This window comes from Micromonospora sp. SD12 (assembly GCF_052068495.1).
In the GTDB taxonomy this organism is placed as follows: domain Bacteria; phylum Actinomycetota; class Actinomycetes; order Mycobacteriales; family Micromonosporaceae; genus Micromonospora; species Micromonospora echinofusca.
Map to the genome: position 1 here is coordinate 468,049 of NZ_JBQHDF010000002.1, position 26,992 is coordinate 495,040.

Sequence of the window (26,992 nt, forward strand, 5' to 3'; positions counted from 1 at the left end):
TGTACGTCGGACGCCGACGCCCTTGCCGCAGCGGTGAGCCGAGGAGGCTCAGCCCTTGACCGCCCCGGCCGTGAGGCCGTTGACGATGTAGCGCTGGAGGAGCTGGAACACCAGCACCGTCGGGATGGCGGTGAGCAGGGTGCCCGCCGCGAAGATCCCGAAGTTGTTGTTGCGCTCGCCGGCCACCAGCCCGAACATTCCGACCGCGAGGGTCTTCGAGTTGGTGTTCGTGAGGAACACGTTGGCGATCACGAACTCGTTGATCGAACCGATGAAGGCGAGCAGGCCGGTCACCGCCAGGATCGGCGCCACCAGCGGCAGCATGATCCGGAAGAAGACCTGGGCGTGCGAGGCGCCGTCCATGGTGGCCGACTCGTCCAGCTCCTTCGGCAGCGTGTCGAAGAAGCCCTTCATCAGCCAGGTGTTCGCGCCGAGGGCGGCACCCATGTAGAGCAGGAAGAGGCCCCACGGGGTGTTGAAGCCGATCACCGGCCACAGTTCGGTGACCTTCGTGAAGATCAGGAAGATCGCCACGATCGCCAGGAACTGCGGGAACATCTGGATCAGCAGCAGGGAGAGCAGTCCGACGCGACGGCCGGCGAACCGCATCCGGGAGAAGGCGTACGCCGCCAGCGCCGACAGGAAGATCGACGCGAAGCTGGCCACCCCCGCCAGGAGCAGCGAGTTGAGGAACCAGCGGGCGAAGGCCGTCCGCTCGAAGAGGTTGGTGAAGTTTTCCAGCGAGGCGCCGGTCGGCAGCAGCTCCGTGGAGGAGAGCGTGCCGAGCGGGTTGAGTGCCGCCGAGACGACGAACAGGATCGGGAAGAGGCTGAACGCCACCGCCAGAATGCCGACCAGGTGCCGCCATCCCACCTGGGCGAACCAGCGGTTCCTCCGTCCGGCCGCGTTGCGGTTGGCGACGGGCGCGTCCGTGCGGGTGCTCACGAGTACACCTCCTCCTGCTTGCGGGTCCGGGAGAAGCTGATCGCCGACACCGTCGCCACGATCGCGAAGATGAAGATCGAGACAGCGGCGGCCAGGCCGTACTCGGCGCCCTGGGCGCCGAAGGCCAGCCGGTAGGTGTAGGTGATCAGCAGGTCGGTGGCGCCGGCCGTCGGGTTGTCCGCCGGGAACGGTCCACCCTCGGTGACGAACTGGATCGCGTTGAAGTTGTTGAAGTTGTACGCGAAGGACGCGATCAGCAGCGGCGAGATCGCCACCAGCAGCAGCGGCATGGTCACCGCGCGGAACGACTGGAACGGCGACGCCCCGTCGACCGAGGTGGCCTCGGTCAACTCGCGTGGGATGGCCTGCAACGCGCCGGTGGTCACCAGGAACATGTACGGATAGCCGAGCCAGAGCTGCACCAGCAGCACCGCGAGCCGGGCCGACCAGGTCTCACCGAACCAGTCCACTCCCAGCCCGAACAGGTTGTTGATCAGGCCGAAGTCGGTGTTGAACATGTCCCGCCAGACCAGCAGCATCGCGAAGGACGGCATGGCGTAGGGCAGGATCAGCAACACCCGGTAGAAGTTCGTGCCCCGCATCCGGGGCGAGTGCAGCGCCAGCGCGATGCCCATGCCGAGCAGGAACGTGAAGCCGGTGGAGCCGAGCGCGAAGGCGAAGTTCCAGATCAGCGTGCTGAAGAACGGGCCGGAGATGGCCGGGTCGGTGAGCACGCTGGCGAAGTTCCGCAGCCCGACGTTGACCTGCCAGCCCTGGGCCAGGGTCTCGCCGTCGGCGGCGACGAAGGAGCCGACCTCCCCGTCGGCGGTCCAGGTCTTTCCGGTCTCGCTGTCGCGGATGCAGTCGCAGCCCGCGTCGTACGCCCGGACCGCCTTGCCCTCGTAGGCACGCGACAGGCCGGACGAGCGCAGCGCGCCCCCGGAGGTCGGCACCACCAGGTCGGTGATGTCCTTGCTCCGCTTGCTGGCCTCGCCGAAGTTGAGGATCTGGTAGCCGTCGGCGGCGGTGACCTTGCCGCCCGGCGCGACGGTGACGCTGCCGGCGTCGAGCGGGCGCAGGCCCTCGGTGTCGCCGACGGAGACCGTATTCGTCTGCGGGTCGGTGACCAGGAAGACCAGCGCGCCGGTGGCCGGGTCGCCCTTGGTGGCGACGGTCAGCGGGTACTGGGTCGAGCCGGGGACCTGCGTCACCGAGCCGCTCTGGATGGCGACGATGGCGTCGTCCTTGCTGCCCCGGTGGCCGTCGCCGAAGTTCGTGAAGGCGGTGCTGGCGGTGTAGAGCACCGGGATGATCTGGAACGCCACCAGGAAGAGCGTGCCCGGGATCAGGTACTTGACGGGGATGTGCCGGGGGGTCAGGTAGAGGTAGAAGAGTCCGGCGGTGGTCGCCAGCAGGATCGCCAACCCGACCCAGAGCTCGGCCTCGATGAGCGGGAAGGCCGCCCAGACCGCGATCCCGGCCACGAGGCCGAGCAGGACCACCTTGACGAGCAGGCCGGTCAGGGTGATCGGCGCGTGGTTCCGCGCGGTACGGGACTTGCGCGGGGACCCGGACCGTACGGGCCCCCGGCCCGGGGCCTGCGTGGCAGCCCCCGGGCCGGATGACGACGTGCTCATTACTTGATCTGGCCGGCGATCGTCTTACCGGCTGCGGTGATCGTCTTGGCCGGGTCGGCGCCGCCGATGATGGCGGCCTCCGCCTTGCCGAACGGGTCCCAGATCGCGGCCATGGCCGGGATCGCCGGGAGCACCTGGCCGTTCTTGCCGGCCTCCTGGAACTTGGCCAGGTCCGGGTCGCTGCCCTTGACCTGGTCCAGCGCGGCGGTCAGCGCCGGGGGACGCGGCTCGGCGTTGTAGAGCGCCACGGCGAGGTCCGGGGTGGTCACGTGGTTCGCGACGAACTCCTGCGCCAGGGCCTTGTTCTGGCCCTTGGACGCGACGTAGAAGGACTGGACGCCCACGAACGGCTGGGCCTCCTTGCCACCGGCGAAGCCGGGGACCGGGGAGATGTCGTACTTGATGTTGGCCTTCTTGGCGTCGGCGATGGCCCACGGGCCGGAGACCAGGAAGGCGCACTTCTTGCCGGTGAAGGTGGCGATGGAGTTCTCGCCGGTGATGGAGCGCTTCAGCGCACCCTCGCCCTTCTCACCCAGCTTGGCGATCTTCTGGAACGCCGCGATCGACTCCGGCTTGCCCACGCCCAGGTCCTTCGGGTCGTAGTCGCCGTTGGCGCTGGTACCGAAGAGGTAGCCGCCGGCCGAGGTGTAGAGCGGGTAGATGTGGTACGCGTCGCCGTTCTGGCCGGACTGGAGGCAGAGGATCTCGCTGGCCTTCTTCTCGGCCTTGAGCTTCTTGCCGGTCGCGACCAGCTCTTCGATGGTCTTCGGCGCCTCGGGGGCCAGCTCGGTGTTACGGATCAGCGCCAGGTTCTCCATGGCGTAGGGCACGCCGTAGAGCTGGCCGTTGAAGGTCACGGCCTTGACGGCGGTCTCGTTGAAGGCGCTCTTCTGCTCGGCGGCGAGCTGGACCGGGTCGATGGCGCCGTTCTGCACCAGGTTGCCGATCCAGTCGTGCGCGCCGACCACGACGTCCGGGCCGCTGCCCTGCTGGGAGGCGGTGACGAAGTTGGTCTGGAGGTCCTTGGAGACGGCCTGGACCTCGACCGTGACGCCGTTCTCCTGGCCGAACTTCTCGCCGAACGGCTTGAGGGCGGCGGCGCGCTTGTCGTCGGCCCAGATCACCAGCTTGCCGCCGGTGGCGGCCTTGCTGGACTCGTTCGCGGCCGGCTCGTCGTTGCTGTCGCCACCACAGCCGGAGGCGGCGAGCGCCAGGCCGAGGACGGCGACCACACCCGCGGTACGGATGCGCATCGGTACTCCTGTCGTCATGGCGGCCCGCCGGGGGAGGGGCGATCCCGCCAGTGGAAGCTCTGTAATTTTCTTGCCAACCGGCGCCGGGCGTGCTGCGCCGCTGCTCTCGCGTGTTGCGGGGACGTTAGCAAGAGGTTGCAGAGAATGGAAGGGCTTGCAGAAGTGTACGCAAGAACTTGCCTTTGAGCTAAAGTGCGGCCATGCGCGCTCGACTGTCCGACATCGCCCAACAGGCCGAAGTCAGCGAGGCCACGGTGTCGCGGGTGCTCAACGACCGCCCGGGAGTGGCCCCCGAGACCCGGCAGGCCGTACTGACCGCCCTCGATGTGCTCGGTTACGAGCGCCCGGCCCGGCTGCGCAAGCGAAGCGCCGGCCTCGTGGGCCTGGTGGTCCCCGAACTCGACAACCCGATCTTCCCCGCCTTCGCCCAGGTGATCGAGTCGACCCTGGCGCAGAGCGGCTTCACCCCCGTGCTCTGCACCCAGACCGCCGGCGGGGTCACCGAGGACGAGTACGTGGAGATGCTGCTCGACCGGCAGGTCTCCGGAATAGTCTTCGTCTCCGGCCTGCACGCCGACACCGCCGCCAACCACGACCGCTACCGGGCCCTGATCGCCCGCCCGCTGCCCGTCGTGATGATCAACGGGTACGCGCCCGGCATCCCCGCGCCCTTCGTCTCCTGCGACGACGGCGAGGCCACCGAGCTGGCCGTGGCCCACCTGGTGGCGCTCGGGCACCGCCGCATCGGCCTGATCACCGGGCCGGACCGGTTCGTGCCGGTGCAGCGCCGGGTGGCCGGCTTCCGGGCCGCGATGGGCCGGCTCGTCGGGGTCGACGAGCCCGGCCTCGACGAGCTGGCCGAGCTGTCGCTGTTCGGCGTGGAGGGCGGCGAGGCCGCCGCCGCCCGGCTGCTGGACCGGGGCGTCACGGGCATCGTCTGCGGCTCCGACCTGATGGCGCTCGGCGCGATCCGGGCCGCCCGGCAGCGCGGCATGTCCGTGCCGGGAGAGCTGTCGGTGGTCGGCTACGACGACTCCCCGCTGATGGCCTTCACCGACCCGCCGCTGACCACGATGCGGCAGCCGGTGGCCGCGATGGCCGTCGCCGCCGTCCGGGCCCTGGTGGACGAGATCAACGGGCACGCCGCCCCGCACTCGGAGTACGTCTTCCGCCCGGAACTGGTCGTGCGCGGCTCCACCGCCGTCGCCCCCACCGGCGCCGCGCGCCCGGCCCCGGGCGGCCCGACCCGGCAGCGCCCGGCCCCGCCCGCGCTCGCCGTCACGGCCTGACCGCCCGTCCCCGGAAGGCCCGCGCGAGCGGGGCTTTCTCGGGGCACCGCGTGACCGACGCCATTTCTTGCGCAAGGAATGCTTGACTCTTGCAGTAACGAGCGGCATTCTGCTCAGACACCACCCCCGCACCCGCGCCGCGCTCGGGTGCCGCCCTCCCGCGCCACAGAACGGGGAACGCCACCCATGACCGTCAGCAACCCCTCGCCGCTGGCCTCCGACGACGACTGGTGGCGCTCCGCGGTCGTCTACCAGGTCTACGTACGCAGCTTCGCCGACTCCAACGGCGACGGCGTCGGCGACCTCCAGGGCATCCGGGAGCGCCTGCCGTACCTGCACGACCTCGGCGTGGACGCGCTCTGGCTGACCCCCTTCTACACCTCCCCGATGATCGACGGCGGGTACGACGTCGCCGACTACCGCGACGTCGACCCGATGTTCGGCACCCTCGCGGACTTCGACAACATGATCACCGACGCGCACGCCCTCGGCCTACGGATCATCGTCGACCTGGTGCCCAACCACACCTCCAGCGCGCACCCGTGGTTCCAGGCGGCGCTGGCCGCCGGGCCCGGCTCCCCCGAGCGGGAGCGCTACCTCTTCGCCGAGGGCAAGGGCGAGAACGGCGAACTGCCCCCGAACGACTGGGAGAGCATCTTCGGCGGCCCCGCCTGGACGCGGATCGACGACGGCCAGTGGTACCTGCACCTGTTCGACCCGGCCCAGCCCGATTTGAACTGGCGGCACCCCGAGGTACGCGCCGAGTTCGAGGGCGTGCTGCGCTTCTGGCTCGACCGGGGCGTGGACGGCTTCCGGATCGACGTGGCGCACGGCATGATCAAGGCCGAGGGGCTGCCGGACGTCGGTTTCAACTCCATGACCACCGGCCAGCGCCAGGCGGAGCTGCTCGGCAAGGGCCGGCTCCCCTACTTCGACCAGGACGAGGTCCACGACATCTACCGCGCCTGGCGGCCGATCCTGGACAGCTACCCGGGCGGCCGGATGGCGGTCGCCGAGGCGTGGGCCGAGACCCCGCAGCGCCTCGCCCGCTACATCGGCCCGGACGAGCTGCACCAGGCGTTCAGCTTCGACTTCCTCGACGCGACCTGGTCCGCCGACTCGTTCCGCAAGGTCATCGACACCGCGCTCGCCGAGTCGACCATCGTCGGCGCGCCCACCACCTGGGTGCTCTCCAACCACGACAAGCAGCGGCACGTGACCCGCTACGGCGACGGCGCCGAGGGGCTGCGCCGGGCGCGCGCCGCCACCCTGCTGATGCTCGCCCTGCCCGGCTGCGCCTACCTCTACCAGGGCGAGGAACTGGGCCTGCCGGAGGTGCTCGACCTGCCGGACGAGCTGCGCCAGGACCCGGCGTTCCTGCGCACCGGCGAGAGCCGCGACGGCTGCCGGGTGCCGATCCCGTGGAGCGGCGAGCTGGCCCCTTACGGCTTCGGGCCGGCCGGCAGCGAGCTGAGCTGGCTGCCGGCCCCGGCCACCTGGCGTGCCCTCTCGGTCGCCGCCCAGACCGGCATGCCCGGCTCGACGCTGGAGCTCTACCGCACCGCGCTGCGGATCCGCCGCGAGCACCCGGCGCTGGCCGCCGACGCGGGCGCAGTCACCTGGTTGGAGGCCGGGCCGGGCGTGCTCGCCTTCAGCCGCACCGCCGGCGACACCGTGCTGACCTGCGTGGTCAACATCAGCGGTGCGCCGGCCCTGATCGACGGGTACGGCGCACCGATCGCCGCCAGCGAGCCGCTCACCGGGCAGGGCTCCGGCCACCTGCTCGGCGTCGACGCGGCCGCTTGGTTCGAACGGCGCTGAGCGGGTAACCCGTCATCGACCTGGTCGTCCGTTGTGCCCCGCGCCGACGGGCGACTGGGCTACCGACCCCTTGTGGTGGGGGGTGAGGTGGCGCCGGCGCCTCCGGAGTCCGCTCCGGTGGCGCCGGCGTCCATCGGGATGCGCCGGCCGGACCAGTTCAGGCGCCGCCGGGGAGCTTGGCGGCGATGCGCCCGAAGCCGGCCCGCAGCTCGGCCTCGGTGGGCGGGGCGAGCGGCTCCGCGCGGTCGGCCTCCTCGGCCGCCGCCTCCAACTCCTCGTCGATGGTGTCCTCGAAGTCGCCGTAGAGATCGGCCTGGTCGAGCTGCGCCGCCTCGTCCTCGGCGGCGATCTGCGCCGCGGCGATCTCGCCCCGGATCTCCTCAGCCGAGACCGCCGGCAGCAGCGGCTCGACGACCGCCATCAGCTGCTCCTCGGCGACGATCGACTCGGCCAGCGCGAGGGCGTGCGGCCGCTCGTAGGGGCCGCAGACCACCGGCTCCCACTCGTCGGCGTCGCCGAGCGGGCCGAAGGTGATGATCCACGGCAGGCCGAGCATCGGCGAGTCGTCCGGCAGGTCCAGTGTCACGAGTGCGCCCACGCGCCCATCATGTCCGTGGCGCCGGGCACCCGGGGAGTCATTCCCGCCATTCCACCTACCGCGCGCGGGTCGCCGGCGCCCCGACCCGGGGTCGCCGGCACCGTCAGGCCGGTCGCGCCGCGTCCAACGCCGCGCGGACCAGGGCCAGCGCCGTCGCGGGCGGTACGCCCAGCCGGGCGGCCTCGGCGGCGTACTCGGCCGCCACCCGCTGCAACCGGTCCGACGCGTCGTCGCGTCCGGGCGCGACGAAGGTGCCGTGCCGGCCCCGGGTCTCCAGCAGACCGGCCGCCTCCAGCTCCCGGTAGGCCCGGGCCACCGTGTTGACCGCCAGCCCGAGGTCGGCCGCGAACCGACGGACGGTCGGCAGCCGGGTGCCCACCGCCAACCGGCCCGTCCCGATCAGCTCCGCGAGCTGCCCGCGCACCTGCTCGTACGGCGGCACCGCCGAGCCCTGGTCGACCGTGATCCGCACGCCCGCTCCCCCACTCATCCGGCCCCGCCCGGGGTGCCCGGGTCCGTGTCCGCGTCCGGGTCGACCGGCCCCGGAGCCGCCGCCAGGTCCACCACCCGACCGCGTGGGCTGGTCGCGGCCAGCGCCGCGCCGAAGAGCACCAGCTGGTTGAGCAGGTAGAGGTAGAGCAGCAGCCCCACGGCGCCCGCCACCACCGTGTACGCCGGGTTCCGCTCGGTGCGCACCACGTAGAAGCGCCCGACGGTGTTCAGCAGCGTGATGCCGACCGCGACCAGCAGCACCACCGGGCGCAGCCGGGACCGGCTCATCCGCAGCCTCGGCACCGCCACCAGCAGCAGGGTGGCCAGCACCGCGTTGACCACCACGCTGAGCACCGCGCTGACCGTGGTCAGGCCGACCGAGCCGGTGCTGCGCAGCAGGAACCGCAGCAGCGACTCCAGGGCGTCCACCGCCGCCACCGAGACGCCGAGCAGCACGAAGATGACCACCAGCACGCCGAGGTCGACCAGGCGGCGGACCACCAGGTTGCCGGGCTGCTGGTTGAGCCCGTACATGAGCCGCTGGGAGGACCGGATCGCCTCCACCCAGCCGACTCCGGTGAACGCGAGGATGATCAGGCCGATCACCCCGACCGTGCCGCTGCTGTCGGCGATCTGCACCGGATCGAGGAACGGCAGGTTCTCCCGGAGGAAGTCCGCGGCGGCCGCGCTGACCTCGTCGTTGTCCTCCAGGATGGCCCCGAAGATCGAGTACCCGACCAGCGCCAGCGCGAAGACCGCGAAGAAGCCGTAGTAGGCGATCGCGGCGGCCAGCCGCCCGCCCAGCACGTCGTTGTAGAGCACGCCGGCCCGCCAGAGGTGGTCGGCGGCGCCCCACCGGCGGCGGGTGGCGCTGATCCGGCGGTCGATGCCCGCCTCGATGCGGCCCAGCACGTTCACGCCGTCATCCTCGCCGATCTTCCGCCGCCGCGCGGGCAACCGGGCGCCGGCCCGCGCCGGGCGGCGGTCGTACGGCGGGAGCCGGCGTCGACGCCGTGGCGCACCCGGGCGACCGCTCAGCCGCCCAGCCGGAAGTCCCGGCGCGGCTGCCACCGGGTCTGCCCGCTGTGCGAAAAGAGGGTGAACGCCTCGACCTCGAACATGGCCGAGAAGTCGGCCAGGTCCTCGTACGCCCGGTCCAGCGCCTCCGGCGCGACGTCCTGGGCGACCGTGACGTGCGGGTGGTAGGGGAAGCGTGTCTCGCGGTGCAGCTCGGGGGCGGCCCTGATCGCGGCGGCGAGCAGTTCGCACTCGCTGATCCCGGCGGCCACCGCCACGAAGACGACCTGGGTCACCGGGCGGAACGTGCCGGTGCCCCGCAGGTGCAGGGTGAAGGGCAGGTGGGCGGCGGCGACCGCGCCGAGGTGCCGTTCCACCGCCGGCAACGTCGCCACCGGGATCTCGGTCGGCCCGAGCAGGGTCACGTGGGCGGGGACGACCCGGGGGTCGCCGGCCTCGACCCGCCGCCGGGTGAGCAGGCCGCCCCACGGTTCGGGGATGTCGACGGCGATGCCGATCTCGATGGTGTCGCCGGCGTCCGGCGCCCCGTCCCTGCGATCCACGCTGTGCGTCATCCCTCCGGCCACCGACCCGTCCGCCCTCACCCGTCGCGCCGGGGCGCTACTCGCCGCGCACCGGCGGGAAGAAGCCCACCCGCTCGTACACGGTGCGCAGCGTCGCGCCGGCGAGCACGCGGGCCTTCTCCGCGCCGGCGGCGAGCAGCTTGTCGAGCTGCGCCGGGTCGTCGAGGTAGGCCTTGGTGCGCTCCTGGATCGGGCCGACGAACTCCCGCACCACCTCGCCGAGGTCCTTTTTGAGGTCGCCGTAGCCCTTGCCGGCGTACGCGGCGACCAGGTCGTCGACGCTCCGCCCGCTCAGCGCGGAGTAGATGGTCAGCAGGTTGGAGACGCCCGGCTTGGTCTCGGTGTCGAAGACGATCTCCCGCCCGGTGTCGGTGACCGCGGAGCGGATCTTCTTGGCCGAGCGGGCCGGATCCTCCAGCAGGTTGACGATGCCGGCCGGCGACGAGGACGACTTCGACATCTTGGCCGTCGGGTCCTGGAGGTCGGTGATCTTCGCGGTGTCCTTGACGATGTGCGGCGCGGGCACCGTCAGGGTCGGCCCGAACAGCGAGTTGAACCGCTGGGCCAGGTCGCGGGAGAGCTCCAGGTGCTGGCGCTGGTCCTCGCCGACCGGCACGGCGTTGGCCTGGTAGAGCAGGATGTCGGCGGCCTGGAGGATCGGGTAGGTGAACAGGCCGACGCTCGCCCGCTCGCCGCCCTGCTTCTGCGACTTGTCCTTGAACTGCGTCATCCGGCTCGCCTCGCCGAAGCCGGTGATGCAGCCCAGCACCCAGGCGAGCTGCGAGTGCTCGGGCACCTGCGACTGCACGAAGAGCGTGCTGCGCTCGGGGTCGAGGCCGACGGCGAAGAGCTGCGCGGCGGCCATCCGGGAGCGCTGCGTGAGCGTCTTCGGGTCGTGCCCCGCCGTGATCGCGTGCAGGTCGACCACGCAGTAGTAGGCGTCGTGGGTGTCCTGCAACGCCACCCAGTGCCGCACGGCGCCCAGGTAGTTGCCGAGGTGGAACGAGTCGGCTGTCGGCTGGATGCCGGAGAAGACGCGGGGGCGGGCGGGAACGTCGGACATGGCGGCAATTCTGTCAGCAAGACCCGGTGCGCGTCATGACGGGCCGGCGGGTCGGTTCCGCCCCACCGGCGCGGGGGCGGTGATCTCGCGCCGCGGCTCCGGCAGGCGCCCGGCGGAGACGGTGAGCCGGGCCACCCGCCGTCCCTCCAGCGTGAGCACCCGCAGCAGCCAGCCGTCGGGCGGGTCGTCGGGTTCCGCGCCGCCGTCGCCGGGCGGGCCGACGGTCACCGGCACCTCGTCGCCGGCGACGGGGAGCCGGCCCAGCGCGGCCATCACGAAGCCGCCGACCGTCTCGTACGGGCCGGGTGGCAGGCGCACCCCGGTGTGCTCGGCGAAGTCGGCGAGGTTGAGCCGGCCGTCCACCACGGCGGGCAGGCCGGCGTGCACCGGGTCGGGATCGGTGTCGTACTCGTCGTGGATCTCCCCGATCAGCTCCTCGATCAGGTCCTCCAGGGTGACGATGCCGGCGGTGCCGCCGTACTCGTCGACGACCACGGCGAGGTGGTGGCGCTCCCGGCGCATCTCGCTGAGCGCGGCGAGCACCCGTTTGCTGCCGGGCAGCCGCTTCACCTCCCGGGTCAGCTCGCCGACGGTGGTGCAGGGGTCGACGTCCGGGCGGAGCAGCACGTCGCGCAGGTGCACGAAGCCGACCACGTCGTCGTGGGTGCCGTCGATGACCGGGTAGCGGGTGTGGGTCTCGGCCCGCACCATCCGCTCCGCCTCGGCGATGGTGAGCCGGGCGGAGAGGAAGACGACCTCGGTGCGCGGCATCATCACCTCGCGGACCAGGCTCGCGCCCGCGACCAGCACCTCGTCGATGATCCGCCGCTCGACCGGGTCGAGCAGGGTGTTGGCGGCGACCAGGTCGCGCAGCTCCGCCTCGCTGATCCGCTCCCGGCCGGCCGCCGGGCTGGCGCCGAGCAGCGCCGTCACCGCGCGGGTGGCGGCGTCGGCGGCGCGCACCACGATCCGGGCGACGGCCCGGGGCAACGGCCCCGGCTCGCGGCGTGGCCGGCTCCGGGCGCGTCGCCGCAACCCGGGAGCACCCGCTTCCCGCATGACAGTGATGGTAGACAGCGCCGGGCCCGCGGGCAGCCCGTGTTCGGCTCTGTTCGAAGTTGTGGAATCATGATGGAATCACAAGGTGGCCGACGCGGGGCGGGCACCGGCCGGCCGGCCGTAGGGTGATCACGACACGGGCCGCCACCGGACGGCCAGGCAGGAGGAGACCGACGTGAAACTGCTCGTCACCGGCGGCGCCGGCTTCATCGGCAGCGTGGTGACCCGGATGCTGCTCGACGCCGGCCACGAGGTCGTGGTGCTCGACGACCTGCGCACCGGCCACCGCGAGGCGCTCGCCCCCGACGCGACGCACGTCGACGCGCCCGTCCACGACGCCGCGCGGGTGCTCACCCCCGGCGCGGGCTTCGACGGGGTGCTGCACTTCGCCGCGCTGATCGCCGCGGGCGAGTCGATGACCCGGCCCGAGCTCTACTGGCACACCAACACCGTCGGCTCGATCGCCCTGATCGACGCCGTCCGGGCCGCCGGCGTGCCCCGCCTGGTCTTCTCCTCCACCGCCGCCGTCTACGGCAACCCCACCGAGCTGCCGATCCCCGAGACGGCGGTGAAGGCCCCGACGAACACGTACGGCGCCACCAAGCTCGCCGTCGACATGGCCCTCACCTCCGAGGCGATCGGGCACAACCTGGCCGCCGTCTCGCTGCGCTACTTCAACGTCGCCGGGGCGTACCTCGACGGCGACGTCGCGCTCGGCGAACGGCACGACCCGGAGACCCACCTCATCCCGATCGCGCTGGAGGTGGCCGCCGGCCGGCGGGAGAAGCTCCAGCTCTTCGGCGACGACTACCCGACCGTCGACGGCACCTGCGTGCGCGACTACATCCACGTCGCCGACCTCGCCCGCGCCCACCTGCTCGCGCTCGACGCGGCGACCGGCGGGCAGCACCGGATCTACAACCTGGGCAACGGCAACGGCTTCACCAACCGCCAGGTGGTCGACGTGGTCCGCGAGGTCACCGGGCACCCCGTGCCGGTCGAGGTCGCGCCGCGCCGCGAGGGCGATCCCGCCGAGCTGGTCGCGTCGTCCGCGCTGGCCCGCGAGGAGCTGGGCTGGGTGCCGCGCAAGCCGACCCTGCCCGACATCGTCGCCGACGCCTGGGCGTTCTACCGCACGCACGTCGCGGGGCCACGGTGACCGACGACGTCGCGGCCCGCGCCACCGCCGACTTCCACTCGGCGTACGGCGAGCCGCCCGCCGGCCGCTGGGCGGCTCCCGGGCGGGCGAACCTCATCGGCGAGCCTGCCGCTGCGCACGGTGGTGGCAGCCGCCCCGCAGCCCGGCGACACCTGGACGGTCCGCTCGGAGCTGACCGGCGAGACGATCACCTTCGGCGCCGAGGAGGTCGCCGGGCCCGGCCGGGTCACCGGCTGGGGCGCGTACGTGGCCGGGGTCGTCTGGGCGCTGCGGGAGGCGGGGCACGCGGTGCCCGGCGCCCGCCTGGCGATCGCCTCCGACGTGCCCCTGGGCGCCGGGCTGTCCTCCTCGGCGGCACTGGAGGCCGCCGTGCTGGCCGCCCTGGTCGACCTGGGCGGGCTGGACCTGCCCGCCGAGCGACGGCCCCGGCTGGCCCAGCGCGCCGAGAACGACTACGTGGGCGCGCCGACCGGCATCATGGACCAGTCGGCGGTGATCCGCTGTCGCGCCGGGCACGCGCTCTTCCTGGACTGCCGCGACGAGTCCGTCGAGCAGGTCCCGTTCGACCTGGACGCCGCCGGCCTCGCCGTGCTGGTCGTCGACAGCCGGGCCCCGCACCGGCACGCCGACGGCGAGTACGCCGCCCGCCGCGGCTCCTGCGAGCGGGCCGCCGGGCTGCTCGGCGTCGCGGCGCTGCGCGACGTCCCCGCCGACGGGCTGGCCGACGCCCTGGCCCGGCTCGACGAGGACGAGACCCGCCGCCGGGTGCGGCACGTCGTAACCGAGAACCAGCGCGTGCTCGACACCGTCGCGCTGCTGCGCGCCGGCCGGGTACGCGAGATCGGGCCGCTGCTGACCGCCTCGCACGCCTCGATGCGGAACGACTTCGAGATCACCGTCCCGGAGATCGACACGGCCGTCGAGGCGGCCCTGGCCGCCGGGGCGCTCGGCGCCCGGATGACCGGCGGCGGGTTCGGCGGCTGCGTCCTCGCCCTCGTCGACGCGGAACGGGCCGACGGGGTCGCCGCCGCCGTCACGGCCGCGTACGCCGAGCGGGGCTTCGCCGCGCCCGGCCACGTCACCGTCCTGCCCGGCCCGGGCGCCACCCGGCTGGACTGACCACGGTGGGCGGTCACCCGCCCACCGTGGGGGTCACTGCGCTTCGACGATCATCCCCGCGCCGACGGTGCGGTTGGTGGACTCGTCGATGATCACGAAGCCGCCGGTGGTGCGGTTGCGGCGGTACTCGTCCGCGAGCAGCGGCACGGTCGTCCGCAGCCGCACCCGGCCGATCTCGTTGAGCCCCAGCCCGCCCGCGGACTCGTCGCGGTGCAGCGAGTTGATGTCCAGCCGGTAGTGCAGGCCGCGCACGATCGCCCGCGCCGAGCGGGTGGTGTGCTTGATGGCGTACTTCCCACCGACCTGGAGCGGGCGGGTCTCGTCCATCCAGCACACCATCGCCTCGATGTCCTGGGACACCGCCGGGGCGTTGTTCGGCCGGCAGATCATGTCGCCCCGGGAGATGTCGATCTCGTCTTCGAGGCGTACGGTCACCGACATCGGCGGGAACGCCTCCGCGACCGGCCCGTCGGCGGTCTCCACGGCGGCGATCCGGCTGGTGAAGCCGGACGGCAGCACCATCACCTCGTCGCCCGGCTTGAGCACGCCGGAGGCGACCTGGCCGGCGTAGCCCCGGTAGTCGGTGACGGTGGTCGACTGCGGGCGGATCACGTACTGCACCGGGAAGCGCACGTCGACCAGGTTGCGGTCGCTGGCGATGTGCACCCGCTCCAGGTGGTGCAGCAGCGACGGGCCCTCGTACCAGGGCATGTTCTCCGACCGGGTGACGATGTTGTCGCCACGCAGCGCCGAGACCGGCACCACCGTCAGGTCGGGCACGTCGAGCTTCGCGGCGAACGCGGTGAACTCGTCGGCGATCCGCTCGAAGACCTCCTGCGAGAAGTCGACCAGGTCCATCTTGTTGACGCAGAGGACCAGGTGCGGCACCCGCAGCAGCGAGCAGAGGAACGCGTGCCGGCGGGACTGCTCGACCAGGCCCTTGCGGGCGTCCACCAGGATCAGCGCCAGGTCGGCCGTCGACGCCCCGGTCACCATGTTGCGGGTGTACTGGATGTGCCCGGGGGTGTCCGCGATGATGAACTTCCGCCGGGGCGTGGCGAAGTAGCGGTACGCCACGTCGATGGTGATGCCCTGCTCGCGCTCCGCCCGCAGGCCGTCGGTGAGCAGCGCCAGGTTGGTGTACTCGTCGCCCCGCGCGGCGCTGACCGCCTCGACGGCGGCGAGCTGGTCGGTGAAGAGCGACTTCGTGTCGTAGAGCAGCCGGCCGATCAGGGTCGACTTGCCGTCGTCGACGCTGCCGGCGGTGGCGAAGCGCAGCAGGTCCATCGGCCGGGGCTCCGGCACGGCCCGGGCGTCCGTCGGGCTCGCGTCGGCCGGCGGGACGGTCTCGGTGGTCATCAGAAGTAGCCCTCCCGCTTGCGGTCCTCCATGGCGGCCTCGCTGACCCGGTCGTCGCCGCGGGTCGCGCCGCGCTCGGTGATCCGGGTGGCGGCGACCTCCTCGATGACCTTCTCGACCGTGTCGGCGTCGGAGCGCACGGCGGCGGTGCAGGACGCGTCGCCCACCGTCCGGTAGCGCACCCGCGCCTTGAACCGGTCCTCACCCGCCCGGGGCCGGAAGAACTCGTTGACCGCGTAGAGCATCCCGTCGCGCTCGACCACCTCACGCTCGTGGGCGTAGTAGATCGACGGCAGGGCGATGCGCTCGCGGGCGATGTAGTGCCAGACGTCCAGCTCGGTCCAGTTGGACAGCGGGAAGACCCGGATCGACTCGCCCGGGTGGTGGCGGCCGTTGTAGAGCGCCCACAGCTCCGGACGCTGGTTCTTCGGGTCCCACTGGCCGAACTCGTCGCGGAAGCTGAACACCCGCTCCTTGGCCCGGGCCTTCTCCTCGTCGCGGCGGGCGCCGCCGAAGAGCGCGTCGAAGCGGTGCTTCTCCACCGCGTCCAGCAGCACCGGCGTCTGGATCCGGTTGCGCATCCCGTCGGCCGACTCGCGCACCAGCCCGCGGGCCAGCGCCTCCGGCACGCTCGCCACCACCAGTTGCAGCCCCAGCTCGGCGACCCGCTGGTCCCGGTATTCCAGGACCTCGGGGAAGTTGTGCCCGGTGTCCACGTGCATGACCGGGAACGGCACGTTGGCCGGGGCGAACGCCTTCTGGGCCAGCCGGAGCATGACGATCGAGTCCTTGCCGCCCGAGAAGAGCAGCACCGGCCGCTCCATCTCGGCGACCACCTCGCGCATCACGAAGATGCTCTCGGCCTCCAGCGCGTCGAGGTGCGACACCTGGTAGGCGGCGGGGGCGGTCATGACACGGGCTCGCTTCGCTCGAATCCGCTCATCGTATTCCAGACCTTTCCGGTCGGGCATGCCAAGAAGTGCCGCTCAGGCTACCCGGAATGACGCTGCAACGCTGCAAGCAACCGACTGGCGAGATCCTCGCGGCAGACCAGCAGGTCGGGCAGGCGCGGATCCGCCTCGTTGTATCTCAGCGCAGAACCGTCGATCCGGGAAGCGTGCAGGCCGGTGGCCGTCGCCACAGCGACCGGCGCGGCCGAGTCCCACTCGTACTGGCCGCCCGCGTGGATGTAGGCGTCCACCTCACCGGTCACCACCGCGGCGATCTTCGCCCCGGCCGAGCCCATCGGCACCAGGTGCGCGCCGACGTCCTCCGCCAGGTCGGTCAGGAACACCGGCGGCCGGCTCCGGCTCGCCGCCAGGCGGATCGTCCGCCCGCCGGGCGCCGCCGCCTCCACCGTCGCCGGAGGGTACGCCGGCGGATAGTCGGTGCCCAGCACCCGCTGCTGCGCCGGTAGCCCGACCGCGCCCGCGACCAGCCCGTGCGGCGTCGGAGCGGTACGCGACCAGAGCGCCACGTGCACCGCCCAGTCCGAACGGCCCTCCTCGGAGAACTCCCGGGTGCCGTCCAGCGGGTCGATGATCCACACCCGGTCGGCGGTCAGCCGGGACACCGCCTCGGCGTTCACCTCCGCCGCCCACGCCAGCCGCGAACCCTCGTCCTCCTCGGAGAGGACGGCGTCGTCCGGCCGCCACTTCGCCAGCTCGGTGCGGATGAGGTCGTGCGAGACCTTGTCGCCCGCCGAGCGCAACGCCCCCGCGTCCGCGAAGCCCATTTCGGCGCGCAGGCCGAGCAGCGCCTGACCGGCCCGGGCCGCCAGCCACCGGGCGAAGGCCCCGTCGATCATCGGAGGACTGCCCATGACTCTCGCTCCCGTCGCCTCGCCTCGCTCCGCGCCCGGCACGCCCACGCCGACGACCCCGCCCCGACGGTCGCGTCGCGCCGAAAGGCGAAGACTACCGGCCCCGGGCGCCCAACCCGGCGCTCACACCCCGTGGTAGAGGTTCTGCGTCGGCTCCACGCCCCTGGTGACCACCGACTCCACCACGTCAGCGGCCCGGTCCACCAGGAACTCCAGTTCCTTGCGCTCGGTCGCGCCGAAATCCGACAGAACGTAGTCCGCCGGATCCTGCCGCCCCGGCGGCCGGCCGATGCCGAAGCGCACCCGGACGTACTCCTTCGTGCCCAGCGACTTGGACATCGACCGCAGGCCGTTGTGCCCGCCCTCGCCGCCGCCGCACTTCACCCGCAGCTGGCCGTAGCCGATGTCCAGCTCGTCGTGCACGGCGATCACCCGGCCCGGCGGCACCTTGTGGAACTGGGCGAGGCCGGCCACCGGCCCGCCGGAGAGGTTCATGTACGTCAGCGGCTTGACCAGTACCAGCTTCGGCCCGCCGAACCCGAGCCGCCCCTCGGCTACCTCCGCCACCGCCCGCTTGTGCCGGCCGAACTTCGCGCCGAGCCGGCCCGCCAGCAGGTCGGCCACCATGAAGCCGACGTTGTGCCGGTTGCCGGCGTACTCCCGGCCCGGGTTGCCCAGGCCGACCACCAGCCACGGCCCCGCCTCGTCCGTCACGCCCCGCCCCTCCCGCTGCTCGCCGTCACCGCACCCACCGGACACCGATACGCCGACAGGCGCCCCCGACCGCGCGGGGACGCCTGTCGCAACGTTGCGAACCGATCAGGCCTCGGTCTTCGCCTCGGCGTTCTCCTCGCCCTCGGCGGCCGGAGCCTCGGCGCCCTCGGCGGTCTCCTCGCCGACACCGGCCTCGGCCTCCTCGGCGGCCTCCTCGACCTCGGGGAGGGTGGCCTCGAGCTGCTCGGCGGTCGGCGCGGCGGTCACCGAGGCGACCGTCTGGTCCGCGTCGGCGGCCAGCTCGACGCCGGCCGGCAGCTCCACGTCGCCGGCGGTGACCTGCGTGCCGGCCTCCAGGCCCTCGATCGAGGCCTCCAGGTGGTCCGGCACCTTGGTGGCGTCGGCGGTGACCGACAGGGTGTCGTGGTCGTGCACGATCAGGGTGTCCTTGGCGGCCTCGCCGGTCAGCTGGACCGGGACCTCGACGGTGACCTTCTCGCCCCGGCGGACCAGCAGCAGGTCCACGTGCTCGAAGGTGTCCTTGATCGGGTCACGCTGGATCGCCTTCGGCAGCGCCAGCACCTGGGTGCCGTCGCTGACCTCGATCGCGAAGAGCTGGTTGGCGCCACCCTTGCGGATCGCGGCGGCGAACTCGCGGGACGGCAGCGCGATGTGCTTGGGCTTCTCGCCGTGGCCGTACAGCACGGCGGGCACCTTGCCGGCCCGGCGGGTACGACGGGCACCACCCTTGCCGAACTCGGTGCGGGGCTCGGCGCTGATCTTTACCTCGGACACGGGGAAACTCCTGATGCTTTCGCTGCGGCGGCTTGTCGTCTGGCGGTGCTGGGGCGAGGGGCTCGCTGGGGCTCATGCGTCGAGAACGACTGCCCGGAGCACCGCGTCGATGACGGTGCCTCCGTGCGGCGCTTGTCAGCGGCCCGCCGGGCACCCTCGCCGTGGCAACCGCACCAGTCTACCCGAGCTGATTCCGCGCGCTCCGGCAGTCCCCTTATCACCGTTCCCGCAGGCCCGCAGGGTGATCGGGCCCCGGCCGACGACACCCCGTACGCCGGGGCGTCCGACGCCGGGCCGGAGGCGTTCGCGCCGCCCGGCCCGGCGTCGCACGGTCAGCTCAGGCCACCGAAGAGGGTGGTCACCGAGCCGTCGTCGAAGACCTCGCGGATCGCCCGCGCCAGCAGCGGCGCGATCGACAGTACGGTGATCTTGTCGAGCTGCTTCTCCGGCGGCAGCGGCAGCGTGTTGGTGACCACGACCTCGCTGATCGGGGCGTTCTTCAGCCGCTCGGTCGCCGGGTCGGAGAGCAGGGCGTGGGTCGAGGCCACGATCACGTCGGCCGCACCGGACTCCCGGAGGATGTCCGCCGCCCCGCAGATCGTGCCGCCCGTGTCGATCATGTCGTCGACGATCAGGCAGACCCGGCCCTCGACCTCGCCGACCACCCGGTTCGCCACCACCTGGTTCGGCTTCAGCGGGTCGCGCGTCTTGTGGATGAACGCCAGCGGGCAGCCGCCCAGCCGGTCCGTCCACCGCTCCGCCACCCGCACCCGGCCCGAGTCCGGCGCGACCACCGTCATCGGGCGGCCGTCGTACTTGTGCTGGACGTACTCGGCGAGGATGTCCATGGCGAAGAGGTGGTCGACGGGGCCGTCGAAGAAGCCCTGGATCTGCGCGGTGTGCAGGTCGACGGTGAGGATGCGGTTCGCCCCGGCCGTCTTCAGCAGGTCCGCCACCAGCCGGGCCGAGATCGGCTCCCGGCCGCGGTGCTTCTTGTCCTGCCGGGCGTACGGGTAGAACGGCAGGACCACGGTGATCCGCTTGGCCGAACCGCGCTTCAGCGCGTCGATCATGATGAGGGTCTCCATGACCCACGTGTTGACCCCGTGCGTGACGGACTGGACCACGAAGGCGTCCGAACCGCGTACCGAGTCCTTGAACCGTACGAAGATCTCACCGTTGGCGAACTCGTACGCGTCGGCCGGCGTCGGCGCGACGCCGAGCACCTCACCGATCTCCTTGGCCAACTCCGGAAAGCCACGTCCGGAAAAAAGCATCAGGCTCTTGCGGTTTTCGGCGACGATGCTGCCCATGGGCCCGTCTGCTCCCGTTGGTCGGTGGTACCCGGCGGTGGTGGTGGGCCGGGGACTATTCGGTTGCAGTATCCCCCGCGCCCGAGGCCGACCTGACCGGCTCGGCATCCCCGTGGATTGCCTCACCTTCACTTGCCCGGGATCCCGATGCCGACGCATCCTCATCGGCCTTCTGGGCCCGCGCCGCCGCCTCCGCCGAGGCCGTACCGGCGCGCTTGCGGGCCACCCAGCCGTCGATGCTGCGCTGCGGCGCGCGGGTCACCCCGAGCGCCCCCGGCGGCACGTCCTGCGTGATCGCGCTGCCCGCCGCCACGTACGCCCCGGCGCCCACCTCGACGGGGGCGATGAGGCTGGTGTCGCAGCCGACGAACGCGGCCTCGCCGACCGTGGTGCGGTGCTTGTTCACCCCGTCGTAGTTGACGAAGATCGTCGCCGCGCCGATGTTCGCCTTCGCGCCGATCGTCGCGTCGCCCACGTACGACAGGTGCGGCACCTTCGCCCCCGCGCCCACCTCGGAGTTCTTGACCTCGACGAACGTGCCGACCTTGGCCTTCTCGGCCAGCCGGGCGTCCGGCCGCAGGTACGCGTACGGCCCGACGCTGGCGCCCGGGCCGACCTCCGCGCCCACCGCGTGGCTGCGCAGCACCGTGGCGCCGGGGCCGACGACCGTGTCGATCAGCGTCACGTCCGGCCCGACGACCGCGCCCGTGCCGACCACCGTGCCGCCGCGCAGCTGGGTGTTCTGGTCGACCACGGCGTCCCGGTCCAGGGCGACCGTCACGTCGATCCAGGTGGTGTCCGGGTCGAGCAGGCTGACCCCGGTACGCATCCAGGCCTCGTTGACGCGGTCGCGCAGCAGCCGGCGCAGCGTGGCCAGCTCGACCCGGTCGTTGCAGCCCAGCGTCTCCACGTGGTCCGCCGCCACGTGCACGGCCACCGGCTCACCGGCCGAGCCCAGCAGGGCGAAGACGTCGGTCAGGTACTCCTCGCCCTGGTCGTTGTCGGTCGACAACTTGCCCAGCGCGTCGCGCAACCGGGCGACGTCGAACGCGTAGATGCCCGCGTTGATCTCCCGGATCGCCCGCTGCGCCTCGGTGGCGTCGCGCTCCTCGACGATCTGCTCGAGCCGCCCGCCGGCGTCGCGCACGATCCGGCCCAGGCCGGTCGGGTCGGGCACCTCGGCGGCGAGCACGGTCGCCGCCGCGCCCGCGCCCTCGTGCGCCTCCACCAGCGCGGCCACCGTCTCCGGGCGCAGCAGCGGCACGTCGCCGTTGATGACGACCACGGTGCCGGTGGCGTCCGGCACGGCGTCCAGCGCGATCCGGACGGCGTGGCCGGTGCCGAGCTGCTCGGCCTGGAGCACCGGGGTGGCCGCGGGGGCGATCTCCGTCAGGTGCGCGCGGACCTGGTCGGCGCCGTGCCCCACCACGACCACCGTGCGGTCCGCGGCCAGCGGCGCGGCGGCGGCGAGCACGTGGCCGACGAGGGTACGGCCGAGCAGCGGGTGCAGCACCTTGGGCAGCGCCGACTTCATCCGCTTGCCCTCTCCGGCGGCGAGCACGACAACGGTGCGGAGGTGGGGCTGGGACACGACACGGGCTCCCGTCGGGACGGCGAACAATCTCGCGGCCATGCTAACCAGACATCGTCTGCGACGAGCGGAAGCTCCCGGGAGAGGACTCGAACCCCTACAATCAGGACCAAAACCTGACGTCCTGCCATTAGACGACCCGGGACGGTCTAGAACGGGCAAACTTAACAGCCTGCCGGACCCCTACACCTTAGCGCCCCTCGCCCGAGACGCCATCGCCCATTTCCTCCCCGCATCTGCCGGCAGGCGGTGGAGTGGTCGCGGGCAGCACCCCGGGCGGGCGTACGACACGATCAGATATTCATCCGCGCCGCTGTCCCGTGCGCGCGCCGGGCACCTAAGTTACGGTGACGTAGGCGTAACTACGTGATCATCGCGTCCCCTTGCGAGGTGCCATGGCCGCCACGTCCCTCGACCCTGCCGCCGGTCCGAAGCCGCTCACCCAGGGCACCCAGTCACGGGGCATCCTCGTCGCCCTCTGGGCGTTCGTGGTGATCCCCTTCCTGGCCCTCCTCGCCGCCGTGCCGGTCGCCTGGGGCGGCTGGCTGAGCTGGACCGACGTGGCCGTCGCCGCGTTCTGGTACGTCGTCTCGGGGCTGGGCATCACCGTCGGCTACCACCGGTACTTCACCCACGGGTCGTTCAAGGCGAAGCGCTGGCTGCGGGTCGCGCTGGGGGTGTCCGGTTCGCTGGCGGTGCAGGGCGAGATCATCCAGTGGGTGGCCGACCACCGGCGTCACCACGCCTTCTCCGACCTGGAGGGCGACCCGCACTCGCCGTGGCGGTACGGCGAGAGCGTGCGGGGCCTGACCAGGGGCCTGTTCCACGCGCACGTCGGCTGGCTCTTCGGCCGGGAGCTGTCCAACCGCCGACGCTTCGCCCCGGACCTGCTCGCCGACCGGGACATCAGCCGCGTGGACCGGCTGTTCCCGCTGCTGGTGGTGGTCTCGGTCCTCGGCCCGGCGCTGATGGGCGGCCTGCTCACCTGGTCGTGGCGGGGGGCGCTGTCCGCGCTCTTCTGGGCCGGCCTGGTGCGCATCGCGCTCCTGCACCACGTCACCTGGTCCATCAACTCCGTCTGCCACGTCTACGGGGAGCGGCCGTTCGCGGTGCGCCAGGGCGACCGGGCGTCGAACTTCTGGCCGCTGGCGATCGTGTCGTTCGGCGAGAGCTGGCACAACCTGCACCACGCCGACCCGACCAGCGCCCGGCACGGCGTACTGCGCGGGCAGGTGGACGTCTCGGCCCGGGTGATCTGGCTGTTCGAGAAGGCCGGCGCGGCCTGGGACGTGCGCTGGCCGAAGCCCGAGCGCGTCGCGGCGAAGCTCGTCGAACCGGCCGCCGGGCGGTAGCGCGGGCGGTGGGCGCGGGGGCCGCCTGGCAGGATGGCCGGGTGACCGAGCGCCGGCGGACTGACGAGAACATGGCCGATGTCCCTGGCCGCGACCGCGCGACCGGCCGGCGGCCGGTGGTTCCCGTCGGGGCCGGCAAACCATCCGCGCGCGTACGCATGTCGGCGGCCCAGCGCCGGGAGCAGCTGATCGCGATCGCCCGGCAGATCTTCGCCGAGCGCGGCTTCGACGCCACCTCCATCGAGGAGGTGGCGGCCCGCGCGAAGGTCTCCAAGCCGGTGGTCTACGAGCACTTCGGGGGCAAGGAGGGGCTCTACGCGGTGGTGGTGGACCGGGAGGTACGCGCCCTGCTGGACCGGATCACCACGGCCCTGACCGCCGGGCACCCGCGCGAGCTGCTGGAGCAGGCGGCACTGGCCCTGCTGACCTACATCGAGGAGGAGACCAGCGGCTTCCGGGTGCTGGTACGGGAGTCGCCGGTGCTGTCGGCGGCGGGCAACTTCAGCAGCGTGATGAACGACGTGGCCCACCAGGTGGAGCACATCCTCGGGGCCGAGTTCTCCAGCCGGGGCTACGACCCGAAGCTGGCCGAGCTCTACTCGCAGGCCCTGGTGGGGATGGTGGCGCTGACCGGCCGCTGGTGGCTGGAGGTGCGCAAGCCCCGCAAGGAGACCGTGGCGGCGCACCTGGTCAACCTGGCCTGGAGCGGGCTGTCGCACCTGGAGGCGAAGCCGAGCCTGATCACGGTCCGGGGGCGCTGAGCCCGGTGCCGGTCAGCGGCCGTGGGCCTCGGAGACCGGGTGGTGGCGGCGGCGCCGCTCCTCCTCGGCGTGCTCGTCGGTGCCGACCTTGTCGTACAGGCCGGTGCCGAGCAGGAGCAGGCCGAAGAGCATCGACACGATCACCGTCGACATCGAGAAGTTGAGGAAGTTGGCCTCGGTCTGGAGCACCGACATCATGAGGATGCTGGTGACCAGGAAGATGATCCCGGCGGTCAGGTTCATGTAGTGGCCGAGGTTGCCGCGCCGGGACGCCCCGACGATGAGCACGATCCCGAAGACCACGGAGGCCAGCGAGAAGGCCAGGTTGGTGCGGAGCCCGAGGGCCCAGTTGTCGCCCCGGTCGAAGAGCGGGTCGCCAATCGTCAGGGCGACGCCCCAGACCCCGAAGACCAGGATGTAGAGCCCCACCAGGCCGGCGAGGAGCCGGTAGACCGGTCGCGCCGGATGGTTCACGGGAAAGTGCGGCATGGCCCCTCCACCAATCAGGACATTCACCCCGATTGTCCCCCGGAGGGGGTCGTCCGTCCGCCAAACCGTTCAACGGCGGGCGGAAACACAAAGATCCCACCCCACCGGGCCGCAGGGCCGGGTCGGAGCGGGACCACGTCGGTTGTCGCCGGAGCCCGACCCGCGCAGGGATCAACCCTGACCGCCCGGAGCGGGTCGGGCTCCGGCGACAACCCAGCAGCAGAAGAGCTCAGAGCACGAGGCGGGCCTTCTGCCAGGCCTCCTGCTCCTCGTCCGTGCCGACCTTGCCGTACATGCCGACCATCAGCAGGACCAGGCTGAGCACCATCAGCGTGATGACGGTGAAGATGCTGAAGTTGAAGATGTTGGCCTCGGTCTGGATGAAGGCGAGGCCGGCGAGGCTGATCACCATCATGACGTACGCCAGCCACTGGTTGATCATCACGTCGAGGTTGCGGCCGATCGCGGTGCCGGCCAGCACCGCGGCCCCCAGCAGGACGCTGAGCAGCGAGAAGCCGAGATTCGTGCCCTGGCCGAGGACCTGGGTGTCATCCTGGGCGAGGACCTCGTTGCCGGCGCTCGCGATGATGCCGAGCACGCCGAAGGCCACCAGGTACAGACCGGTCAGCCCGCCGATCGCCCGGTAGACCGGCCGCGCGGGGTGGTTGACGGGGGTGTGGGCCATGTCTGAGTCTCCAACGCCGTTCGGGTGAGGGTCGACAGCGATTGTCCCGCACGCCGGGGTGTGACGCCGCACACGGGGGGCCTCCCGGTGCGGCGCCACGAGCAGGTGGTGGCTCAGCTCGCCGGGATCTCGTCGGCCAGGGCCAGCCAGGACTCCTCGGTCCGCTCCCGCTCGGCCCGCAGCTCCTTGAGCTGGGCGTCGAGTTCGGCGACCTTCGCGTAGTCGGTGGCGTGCGCGGCGAGCTGGTCGAGTAGCGCCGCCTCCTTCTGCTCCAGCTTGGCGACCTGCCGTTCCAGCCGGGCCAGCTCCTTGCGGGCCTGCCGCGCCTCGGCGGCGGACATGCCGGTCGCGGCGGGGGCGTCGGCGTCGGCTCCGGACGCCGTCTCGGGCAGCACCGGGTCGGGCCGGCCGGCGGCCCGGGCGAGGTACTCGTCGACGCCGCCGGGCAGGTGCACCAGCCGGCCGTCGCCGAACATCCCGTACGCGACGTCGGTGACCCGTTCGATGAGGTACCGGTCGTGGCTGGCCACGATGACGGTGCCGGGCCAGGAGTCGAGCAGGTCCTCCAGCGCGGCGAGGGTGTCGGTGTCCAGGTCGTTCGTGGGCTCGTCGAACAGGAGCACGTTCGGCTCCCCGGCGAGCAGCCGCAGCATCTGCAAGCGGCGGCGCTCGCCGCCGGAGAGGTCGCTGACCGGCGTCCAGAGCCGCCGGTCGTCGAAGCCGAAGACCTCGGCGAGCTGGGCGGCGGAGACCTCCCGGTCGCCGAGCTGCACCCGCCGGGCCACCTCCTCCACCGCTTCGAGCACGCGCAGGTGACCGGGCAGCTCGGCCAGTTCCTGGGAGAGGAAGGCCGGCCGGACCGTCGAGCCGGTGGCGAAGCGCCCGCCGTCGGGACGGGTGATGCCGGCCAGCATCCGCAGCAGGGTGGTCTTGCCCGCCCCGTTGCGGCCGAGGACGGCGATCCGGTCGCCGGGGCCTACCTGCCAGGTGGTGTCGCGCAGGATCTCCTTCGGGCCGGCGTGCAGGGTGACGTGCTCCAGGTCGTACACCTGCTTGCCGAGCCGGGCGGTGGCGAGCCGTTGCAGCGACATGGTGTCGCGGGCCGGCGGGACGTCGGCGATGAGGGCGTTGGCGGCGTCGATACGGAAACGCGGCTTGGACGTGCGGGCGGGCGGGCCGCGCCGCAGCCAGGCGATCTCCTTGCGGAGCAGGTTCTGCCGGCGGGCCTCGGTGGCCGCGGCGACCCGGTCCCGCTCGGCGCGGGCCAGCGTCCACGCGGCGAAGCCGCCCTCGTACGCCCGGACGGTCTGGTCGGCGACCTCCCAGGTGGTGGTGCAGACGGCGTCCAGGAACCACCGGTCGTGGGTGACCACGACGAGCGCGCCCTTGCGGCCGACGAGGTACTTCGCCAGCCAGTCGACCCCGCCGACGTCGAGGTGGTTGGTGGGCTCGTCGAGGATGAGCAGGTCGGACTCGCGCACCAGCAGCGCGGCCAGCGCGACCCGCCGCCGCTCGCCGCCGGACATCGGGCCGACGGGCTGGTCGAGGCCGAGATGGGGCATGCCGAGGCCGTCGAGGATGGCCCGCACGCCGGCGTCGCCGGCCCACTCGTGCTCGGCGCCCATGCTCTCGCCGAGCCAGGCGGTGCCGAGCACCACGTCCCGGACGGTGGCCTCGGGGGCGAGCTGGAGGGTCTGCGGCAGCCAGGCGACCCGCAGGTCGCGGCGGTGGGTGACCCGGCCGTCGTCCGGCTCCTCGATCCGGGTGAGCAGCCGCAGCAGCGTGGACTTGCCGGCGCCGTTGAGGCCGACCACGCCGATCCGGTCGGCGTCGTCCAGGCCGAGCGAGACGTCGGTGAGCAGCGGCCCGGCGGCCCCGTAGCCCTTGGACACCCGGTCCAGGTTGACGATGTTGGCCACGACCTCACCTCCCATGATCAAGGCGTCCCGGTGCCGGTCGGCACCTGGGACGCCTGAGCTTCCAGCGTACGCGGACCGCCCCGCCGCCCGCCGGGCGCGGGCTCCCGCGAACCTGGGCCGGCGGCCCCCGGGGAGGCCGGGTCGGGCGCGGGGAGG

24 protein-coding genes, 1 tRNA gene and 1 pseudogene are annotated in these 26,992 nt (G+C 72.4%); 6 read left to right on the top strand and 20 right to left on the bottom strand.

Features of this window, described 5'->3' with window-relative positions; genetic code table 11:
- Nucleotides 1–48 precede the first annotated feature (48 nt).
- Genes ACTMS2_RS05890 through ACTMS2_RS05900 form a run of 3 tightly spaced genes read right to left on the bottom strand, consistent with a single transcriptional unit; the run spans nt 49 to nt 3,835 of the window.
- Entirely contained in the window at nt 49–945 is an 897-nt protein-coding gene (locus tag ACTMS2_RS05890; RefSeq protein WP_441174453.1) for a sugar ABC transporter permease, read from the bottom strand.
- Complete coding sequence (locus ACTMS2_RS05895) at nt 942–2,582, bottom strand: ABC transporter permease subunit (RefSeq protein ID WP_441174454.1); 1,641 nt, start codon at nt 2,580–2,582, stop codon at nt 942–944. The genes ACTMS2_RS05890 and ACTMS2_RS05895 overlap by 4 nt, the downstream gene beginning before the upstream one ends.
- Complete coding sequence (locus tag ACTMS2_RS05900) at nt 2,582–3,835, bottom strand: sugar ABC transporter substrate-binding protein (RefSeq protein WP_357715794.1); 1,254 nt, start codon at nt 3,833–3,835, stop codon at nt 2,582–2,584. The genes ACTMS2_RS05895 and ACTMS2_RS05900 overlap by 1 nt, the downstream gene beginning before the upstream one ends.
- 200 nt (nt 3,836–4,035) lie before the next feature.
- On the opposite strand from ACTMS2_RS05900, the gene ACTMS2_RS05905 reads away from it, so the two are divergent.
- Together ACTMS2_RS05905 and ACTMS2_RS05910 are read left to right on the top strand one after the other, a co-directional pair.
- Nucleotides 4,036–5,124: a LacI family DNA-binding transcriptional regulator gene (locus tag ACTMS2_RS05905; RefSeq protein ID WP_441174456.1), complete on the top strand. Its 1,089-nt coding sequence runs from the start codon at nt 4,036–4,038 to the stop codon at nt 5,122–5,124.
- 186 nt (nt 5,125–5,310) lie between these two features.
- Nucleotides 5,311–6,945, top strand: coding sequence for a glycoside hydrolase family 13 protein (locus tag ACTMS2_RS05910; protein ID WP_441174457.1), 1,635 nt, complete (start codon nt 5,311–5,313; stop codon nt 6,943–6,945).
- Between the two features lie 157 nt (nt 6,946–7,102).
- Here ACTMS2_RS05910 and ACTMS2_RS05915 read toward each other — a convergent pair whose 3' ends face one another.
- The 6 genes from ACTMS2_RS05915 to ACTMS2_RS05940 all read right to left on the bottom strand — a co-directional run bounded on the left by ACTMS2_RS05915 (nt 7,103) and on the right by ACTMS2_RS05940 (nt 11,758).
- Nucleotides 7,103–7,543 (bottom strand): hypothetical protein, encoded by a 441-nt coding sequence (locus ACTMS2_RS05915; RefSeq protein WP_441174458.1) that lies wholly within the window; start codon nt 7,541–7,543, stop codon nt 7,103–7,105.
- A 103-nt stretch (nt 7,544–7,646) separates the two neighbouring features.
- The gene (locus tag ACTMS2_RS05920) at nt 7,647–8,015 is read right to left on the bottom strand and encodes a GntR family transcriptional regulator (protein ID WP_357715802.1); all 369 of its coding nucleotides are present in this window, start codon (nt 8,013–8,015) and stop codon (nt 7,647–7,649) included.
- Between the two features lie 14 nt (nt 8,016–8,029).
- Nucleotides 8,030–8,953: a YihY/virulence factor BrkB family protein gene (locus ACTMS2_RS05925; protein WP_441174459.1), complete on the bottom strand. Its 924-nt coding sequence runs from the start codon at nt 8,951–8,953 to the stop codon at nt 8,030–8,032.
- Nucleotides 8,954–9,069: 116 nt separating this feature from the next.
- On the bottom strand, nt 9,070–9,627 hold the full coding sequence (locus ACTMS2_RS05930; RefSeq protein WP_441174460.1) for a 2'-5' RNA ligase family protein: 558 nt from the start codon (nt 9,625–9,627) through the stop codon (nt 9,070–9,072).
- Nucleotides 9,628–9,673: 46 nt separating this feature from the next.
- Nucleotides 9,674–10,699 carry a tryptophan--tRNA ligase gene (trpS, locus tag ACTMS2_RS05935; protein ID WP_441174461.1) on the bottom strand — a complete coding sequence of 342 codons (1,026 nt, stop codon included), beginning with the start codon at nt 10,697–10,699 and terminating at the stop codon, nt 9,674–9,676.
- 33 nt (nt 10,700–10,732) lie between these two features.
- Complete coding sequence (locus ACTMS2_RS05940) at nt 10,733–11,758, bottom strand: hemolysin family protein (RefSeq protein ID WP_441174462.1); 1,026 nt, start codon at nt 11,756–11,758, stop codon at nt 10,733–10,735.
- 175 nt (nt 11,759–11,933) lie between these two features.
- Between ACTMS2_RS05940 and galE the strand changes: the two genes are divergently transcribed.
- Nucleotides 11,934–12,917 carry a UDP-glucose 4-epimerase GalE gene (gene galE, locus ACTMS2_RS05945; RefSeq protein ID WP_441174463.1) on the top strand — a complete coding sequence of 328 codons (984 nt, stop codon included), beginning with the start codon at nt 11,934–11,936 and terminating at the stop codon, nt 12,915–12,917.
- Nucleotides 12,914–14,036: pseudogene (gene galK, locus ACTMS2_RS05950) on the top strand (galactokinase). The gene galE and the pseudogene galK overlap by 4 nt, the downstream one beginning before the upstream one ends.
- Before the next feature lie 33 nt (nt 14,037–14,069).
- Here galK and ACTMS2_RS05955 read toward each other — a convergent pair.
- From ACTMS2_RS05955 to ACTMS2_RS05990, 8 genes are all read right to left on the bottom strand, one after another.
- Nucleotides 14,070–15,395 carry a sulfate adenylyltransferase subunit 1 gene (locus ACTMS2_RS05955; protein ID WP_089002097.1) on the bottom strand — a complete coding sequence of 442 codons (1,326 nt, stop codon included), beginning with the start codon at nt 15,393–15,395 and terminating at the stop codon, nt 14,070–14,072.
- Complete coding sequence (cysD, locus tag ACTMS2_RS05960) at nt 15,395–16,306, bottom strand: sulfate adenylyltransferase subunit CysD (RefSeq protein ID WP_089002098.1); 912 nt, start codon at nt 16,304–16,306, stop codon at nt 15,395–15,397. The genes ACTMS2_RS05955 and cysD overlap by 1 nt, the downstream gene beginning before the upstream one ends.
- Before the next feature lie 80 nt (nt 16,307–16,386).
- Nucleotides 16,387–17,217, bottom strand: a complete 831-nt coding sequence (locus tag ACTMS2_RS05965) for an inositol monophosphatase family protein (protein WP_441174464.1) — start codon at nt 17,215–17,217, stop codon at nt 16,387–16,389.
- Nucleotides 17,218–17,340: 123 nt separating this feature from the next.
- Complete coding sequence (gene pth, locus ACTMS2_RS05970; protein WP_350822118.1) at nt 17,341–17,931, bottom strand: aminoacyl-tRNA hydrolase; 591 nt, start codon at nt 17,929–17,931, stop codon at nt 17,341–17,343.
- A 105-nt stretch (nt 17,932–18,036) separates the two neighbouring features.
- Nucleotides 18,037–18,726, bottom strand: coding sequence for a 50S ribosomal protein L25/general stress protein Ctc (locus tag ACTMS2_RS05975; protein WP_441174465.1), 690 nt, complete (start codon nt 18,724–18,726; stop codon nt 18,037–18,039).
- 332 nt (nt 18,727–19,058) lie between these two features.
- A complete protein-coding gene (locus ACTMS2_RS05980) occupies nt 19,059–20,039 on the bottom strand; it encodes a ribose-phosphate diphosphokinase (RefSeq protein ID WP_101414085.1) in 981 nt (326 codons plus the stop codon).
- Nucleotides 20,040–20,094: 55 nt separating this feature from the next.
- Nucleotides 20,095–21,630 (bottom strand): bifunctional UDP-N-acetylglucosamine diphosphorylase/glucosamine-1-phosphate N-acetyltransferase GlmU, encoded by a 1,536-nt coding sequence (gene glmU, locus ACTMS2_RS05985; protein WP_441174466.1) that lies wholly within the window; start codon nt 21,628–21,630, stop codon nt 20,095–20,097.
- Between the two features lie 74 nt (nt 21,631–21,704).
- Nucleotides 21,705–21,775, bottom strand: a tRNA-Gln gene (locus ACTMS2_RS05990).
- 250 nt (nt 21,776–22,025) lie between these two features.
- Between ACTMS2_RS05990 and ACTMS2_RS05995 the strand changes: the two genes are divergently transcribed.
- Together ACTMS2_RS05995 and ACTMS2_RS06000 are read left to right on the top strand one after the other, a co-directional pair.
- The gene (locus tag ACTMS2_RS05995) at nt 22,026–22,982 is read left to right on the top strand and encodes an acyl-CoA desaturase (protein ID WP_441174467.1); all 957 of its coding nucleotides are present in this window, start codon (nt 22,026–22,028) and stop codon (nt 22,980–22,982) included.
- Nucleotides 22,983–23,053: 71 nt separating this feature from the next.
- Entirely contained in the window at nt 23,054–23,743 is a 690-nt protein-coding gene (locus ACTMS2_RS06000) for a TetR family transcriptional regulator (RefSeq protein WP_441174672.1), read from the top strand.
- A gap of 12 nt (nt 23,744–23,755) precedes the next feature.
- Here the strand turns inward: ACTMS2_RS06000 and ACTMS2_RS06005 are convergent, their stop codons facing one another.
- From ACTMS2_RS06005 to ACTMS2_RS06015, 3 genes are all read right to left on the bottom strand, one after another.
- Nucleotides 23,756–24,232 carry a DUF4383 domain-containing protein gene (locus ACTMS2_RS06005; protein WP_441174468.1) on the bottom strand — a complete coding sequence of 159 codons (477 nt, stop codon included), beginning with the start codon at nt 24,230–24,232 and terminating at the stop codon, nt 23,756–23,758.
- A 229-nt stretch (nt 24,233–24,461) separates the two neighbouring features.
- Nucleotides 24,462–24,917, bottom strand: a complete 456-nt coding sequence (locus ACTMS2_RS06010) for a DUF4383 domain-containing protein (RefSeq protein ID WP_441174469.1) — start codon at nt 24,915–24,917, stop codon at nt 24,462–24,464.
- Between the two features lie 113 nt (nt 24,918–25,030).
- Nucleotides 25,031–26,836 carry an ABC-F family ATP-binding cassette domain-containing protein gene (locus ACTMS2_RS06015; protein ID WP_441174470.1) on the bottom strand — a complete coding sequence of 602 codons (1,806 nt, stop codon included), beginning with the start codon at nt 26,834–26,836 and terminating at the stop codon, nt 25,031–25,033.
- Nucleotides 26,837–26,992: the final 156 nt, after the last annotated feature.

Excerpts from the sequence above, each read along its gene's own strand:
- ACTMS2_RS05895 (WP_441174454.1), bottom strand. The coding sequence starts at position 2,582 with ATGAGCACGTCGTCATCCGGCCCGGGGGCTGCCACGCAGGCCCCGGGC.
- ACTMS2_RS05900 (WP_357715794.1), bottom strand. The coding sequence starts at position 3,835 with ATGCGCATCCGTACCGCGGGTGTGGTCGCCGTCCTCGGCCTGGCGCTC.
- ACTMS2_RS05905 (WP_441174456.1), top strand. The coding sequence starts at position 4,036 with ATGCGCGCTCGACTGTCCGACATCGCCCAACAGGCCGAAGTCAGCGAG.
- ACTMS2_RS05910 (WP_441174457.1), top strand. The coding sequence starts at position 5,311 with ATGACCGTCAGCAACCCCTCGCCGCTGGCCTCCGACGACGACTGGTGG.
- ACTMS2_RS05930 (WP_441174460.1), bottom strand. The coding sequence starts at position 9,627 with ATGACGCACAGCGTGGATCGCAGGGACGGGGCGCCGGACGCCGGCGAC.
- trpS (WP_441174461.1), bottom strand. The coding sequence starts at position 10,699 with ATGTCCGACGTTCCCGCCCGCCCCCGCGTCTTCTCCGGCATCCAGCCG.
- ACTMS2_RS05940 (WP_441174462.1), bottom strand. The coding sequence starts at position 11,758 with ATGCGGGAAGCGGGTGCTCCCGGGTTGCGGCGACGCGCCCGGAGCCGG.
- ACTMS2_RS05955 (WP_089002097.1), bottom strand. The coding sequence starts at position 15,395 with ATGACCACCGAGACCGTCCCGCCGGCCGACGCGAGCCCGACGGACGCC.
- cysD (WP_089002098.1), bottom strand. The coding sequence starts at position 16,306 with ATGACCGCCCCCGCCGCCTACCAGGTGTCGCACCTCGACGCGCTGGAG.
- ACTMS2_RS05965 (WP_441174464.1), bottom strand. The coding sequence starts at position 17,217 with ATGGGCAGTCCTCCGATGATCGACGGGGCCTTCGCCCGGTGGCTGGCG.
- ACTMS2_RS05980 (WP_101414085.1), bottom strand. The coding sequence starts at position 20,039 with ATGGGCAGCATCGTCGCCGAAAACCGCAAGAGCCTGATGCTTTTTTCC.
- ACTMS2_RS05995 (WP_441174467.1), top strand. The coding sequence starts at position 22,026 with ATGGCCGCCACGTCCCTCGACCCTGCCGCCGGTCCGAAGCCGCTCACC.
- ACTMS2_RS06000 (WP_441174672.1), top strand. The coding sequence starts at position 23,054 with ATGGCCGATGTCCCTGGCCGCGACCGCGCGACCGGCCGGCGGCCGGTG.
- ACTMS2_RS06005 (WP_441174468.1), bottom strand. The coding sequence starts at position 24,232 with ATGCCGCACTTTCCCGTGAACCATCCGGCGCGACCGGTCTACCGGCTC.
- ACTMS2_RS06010 (WP_441174469.1), bottom strand. The coding sequence starts at position 24,917 with ATGGCCCACACCCCCGTCAACCACCCCGCGCGGCCGGTCTACCGGGCG.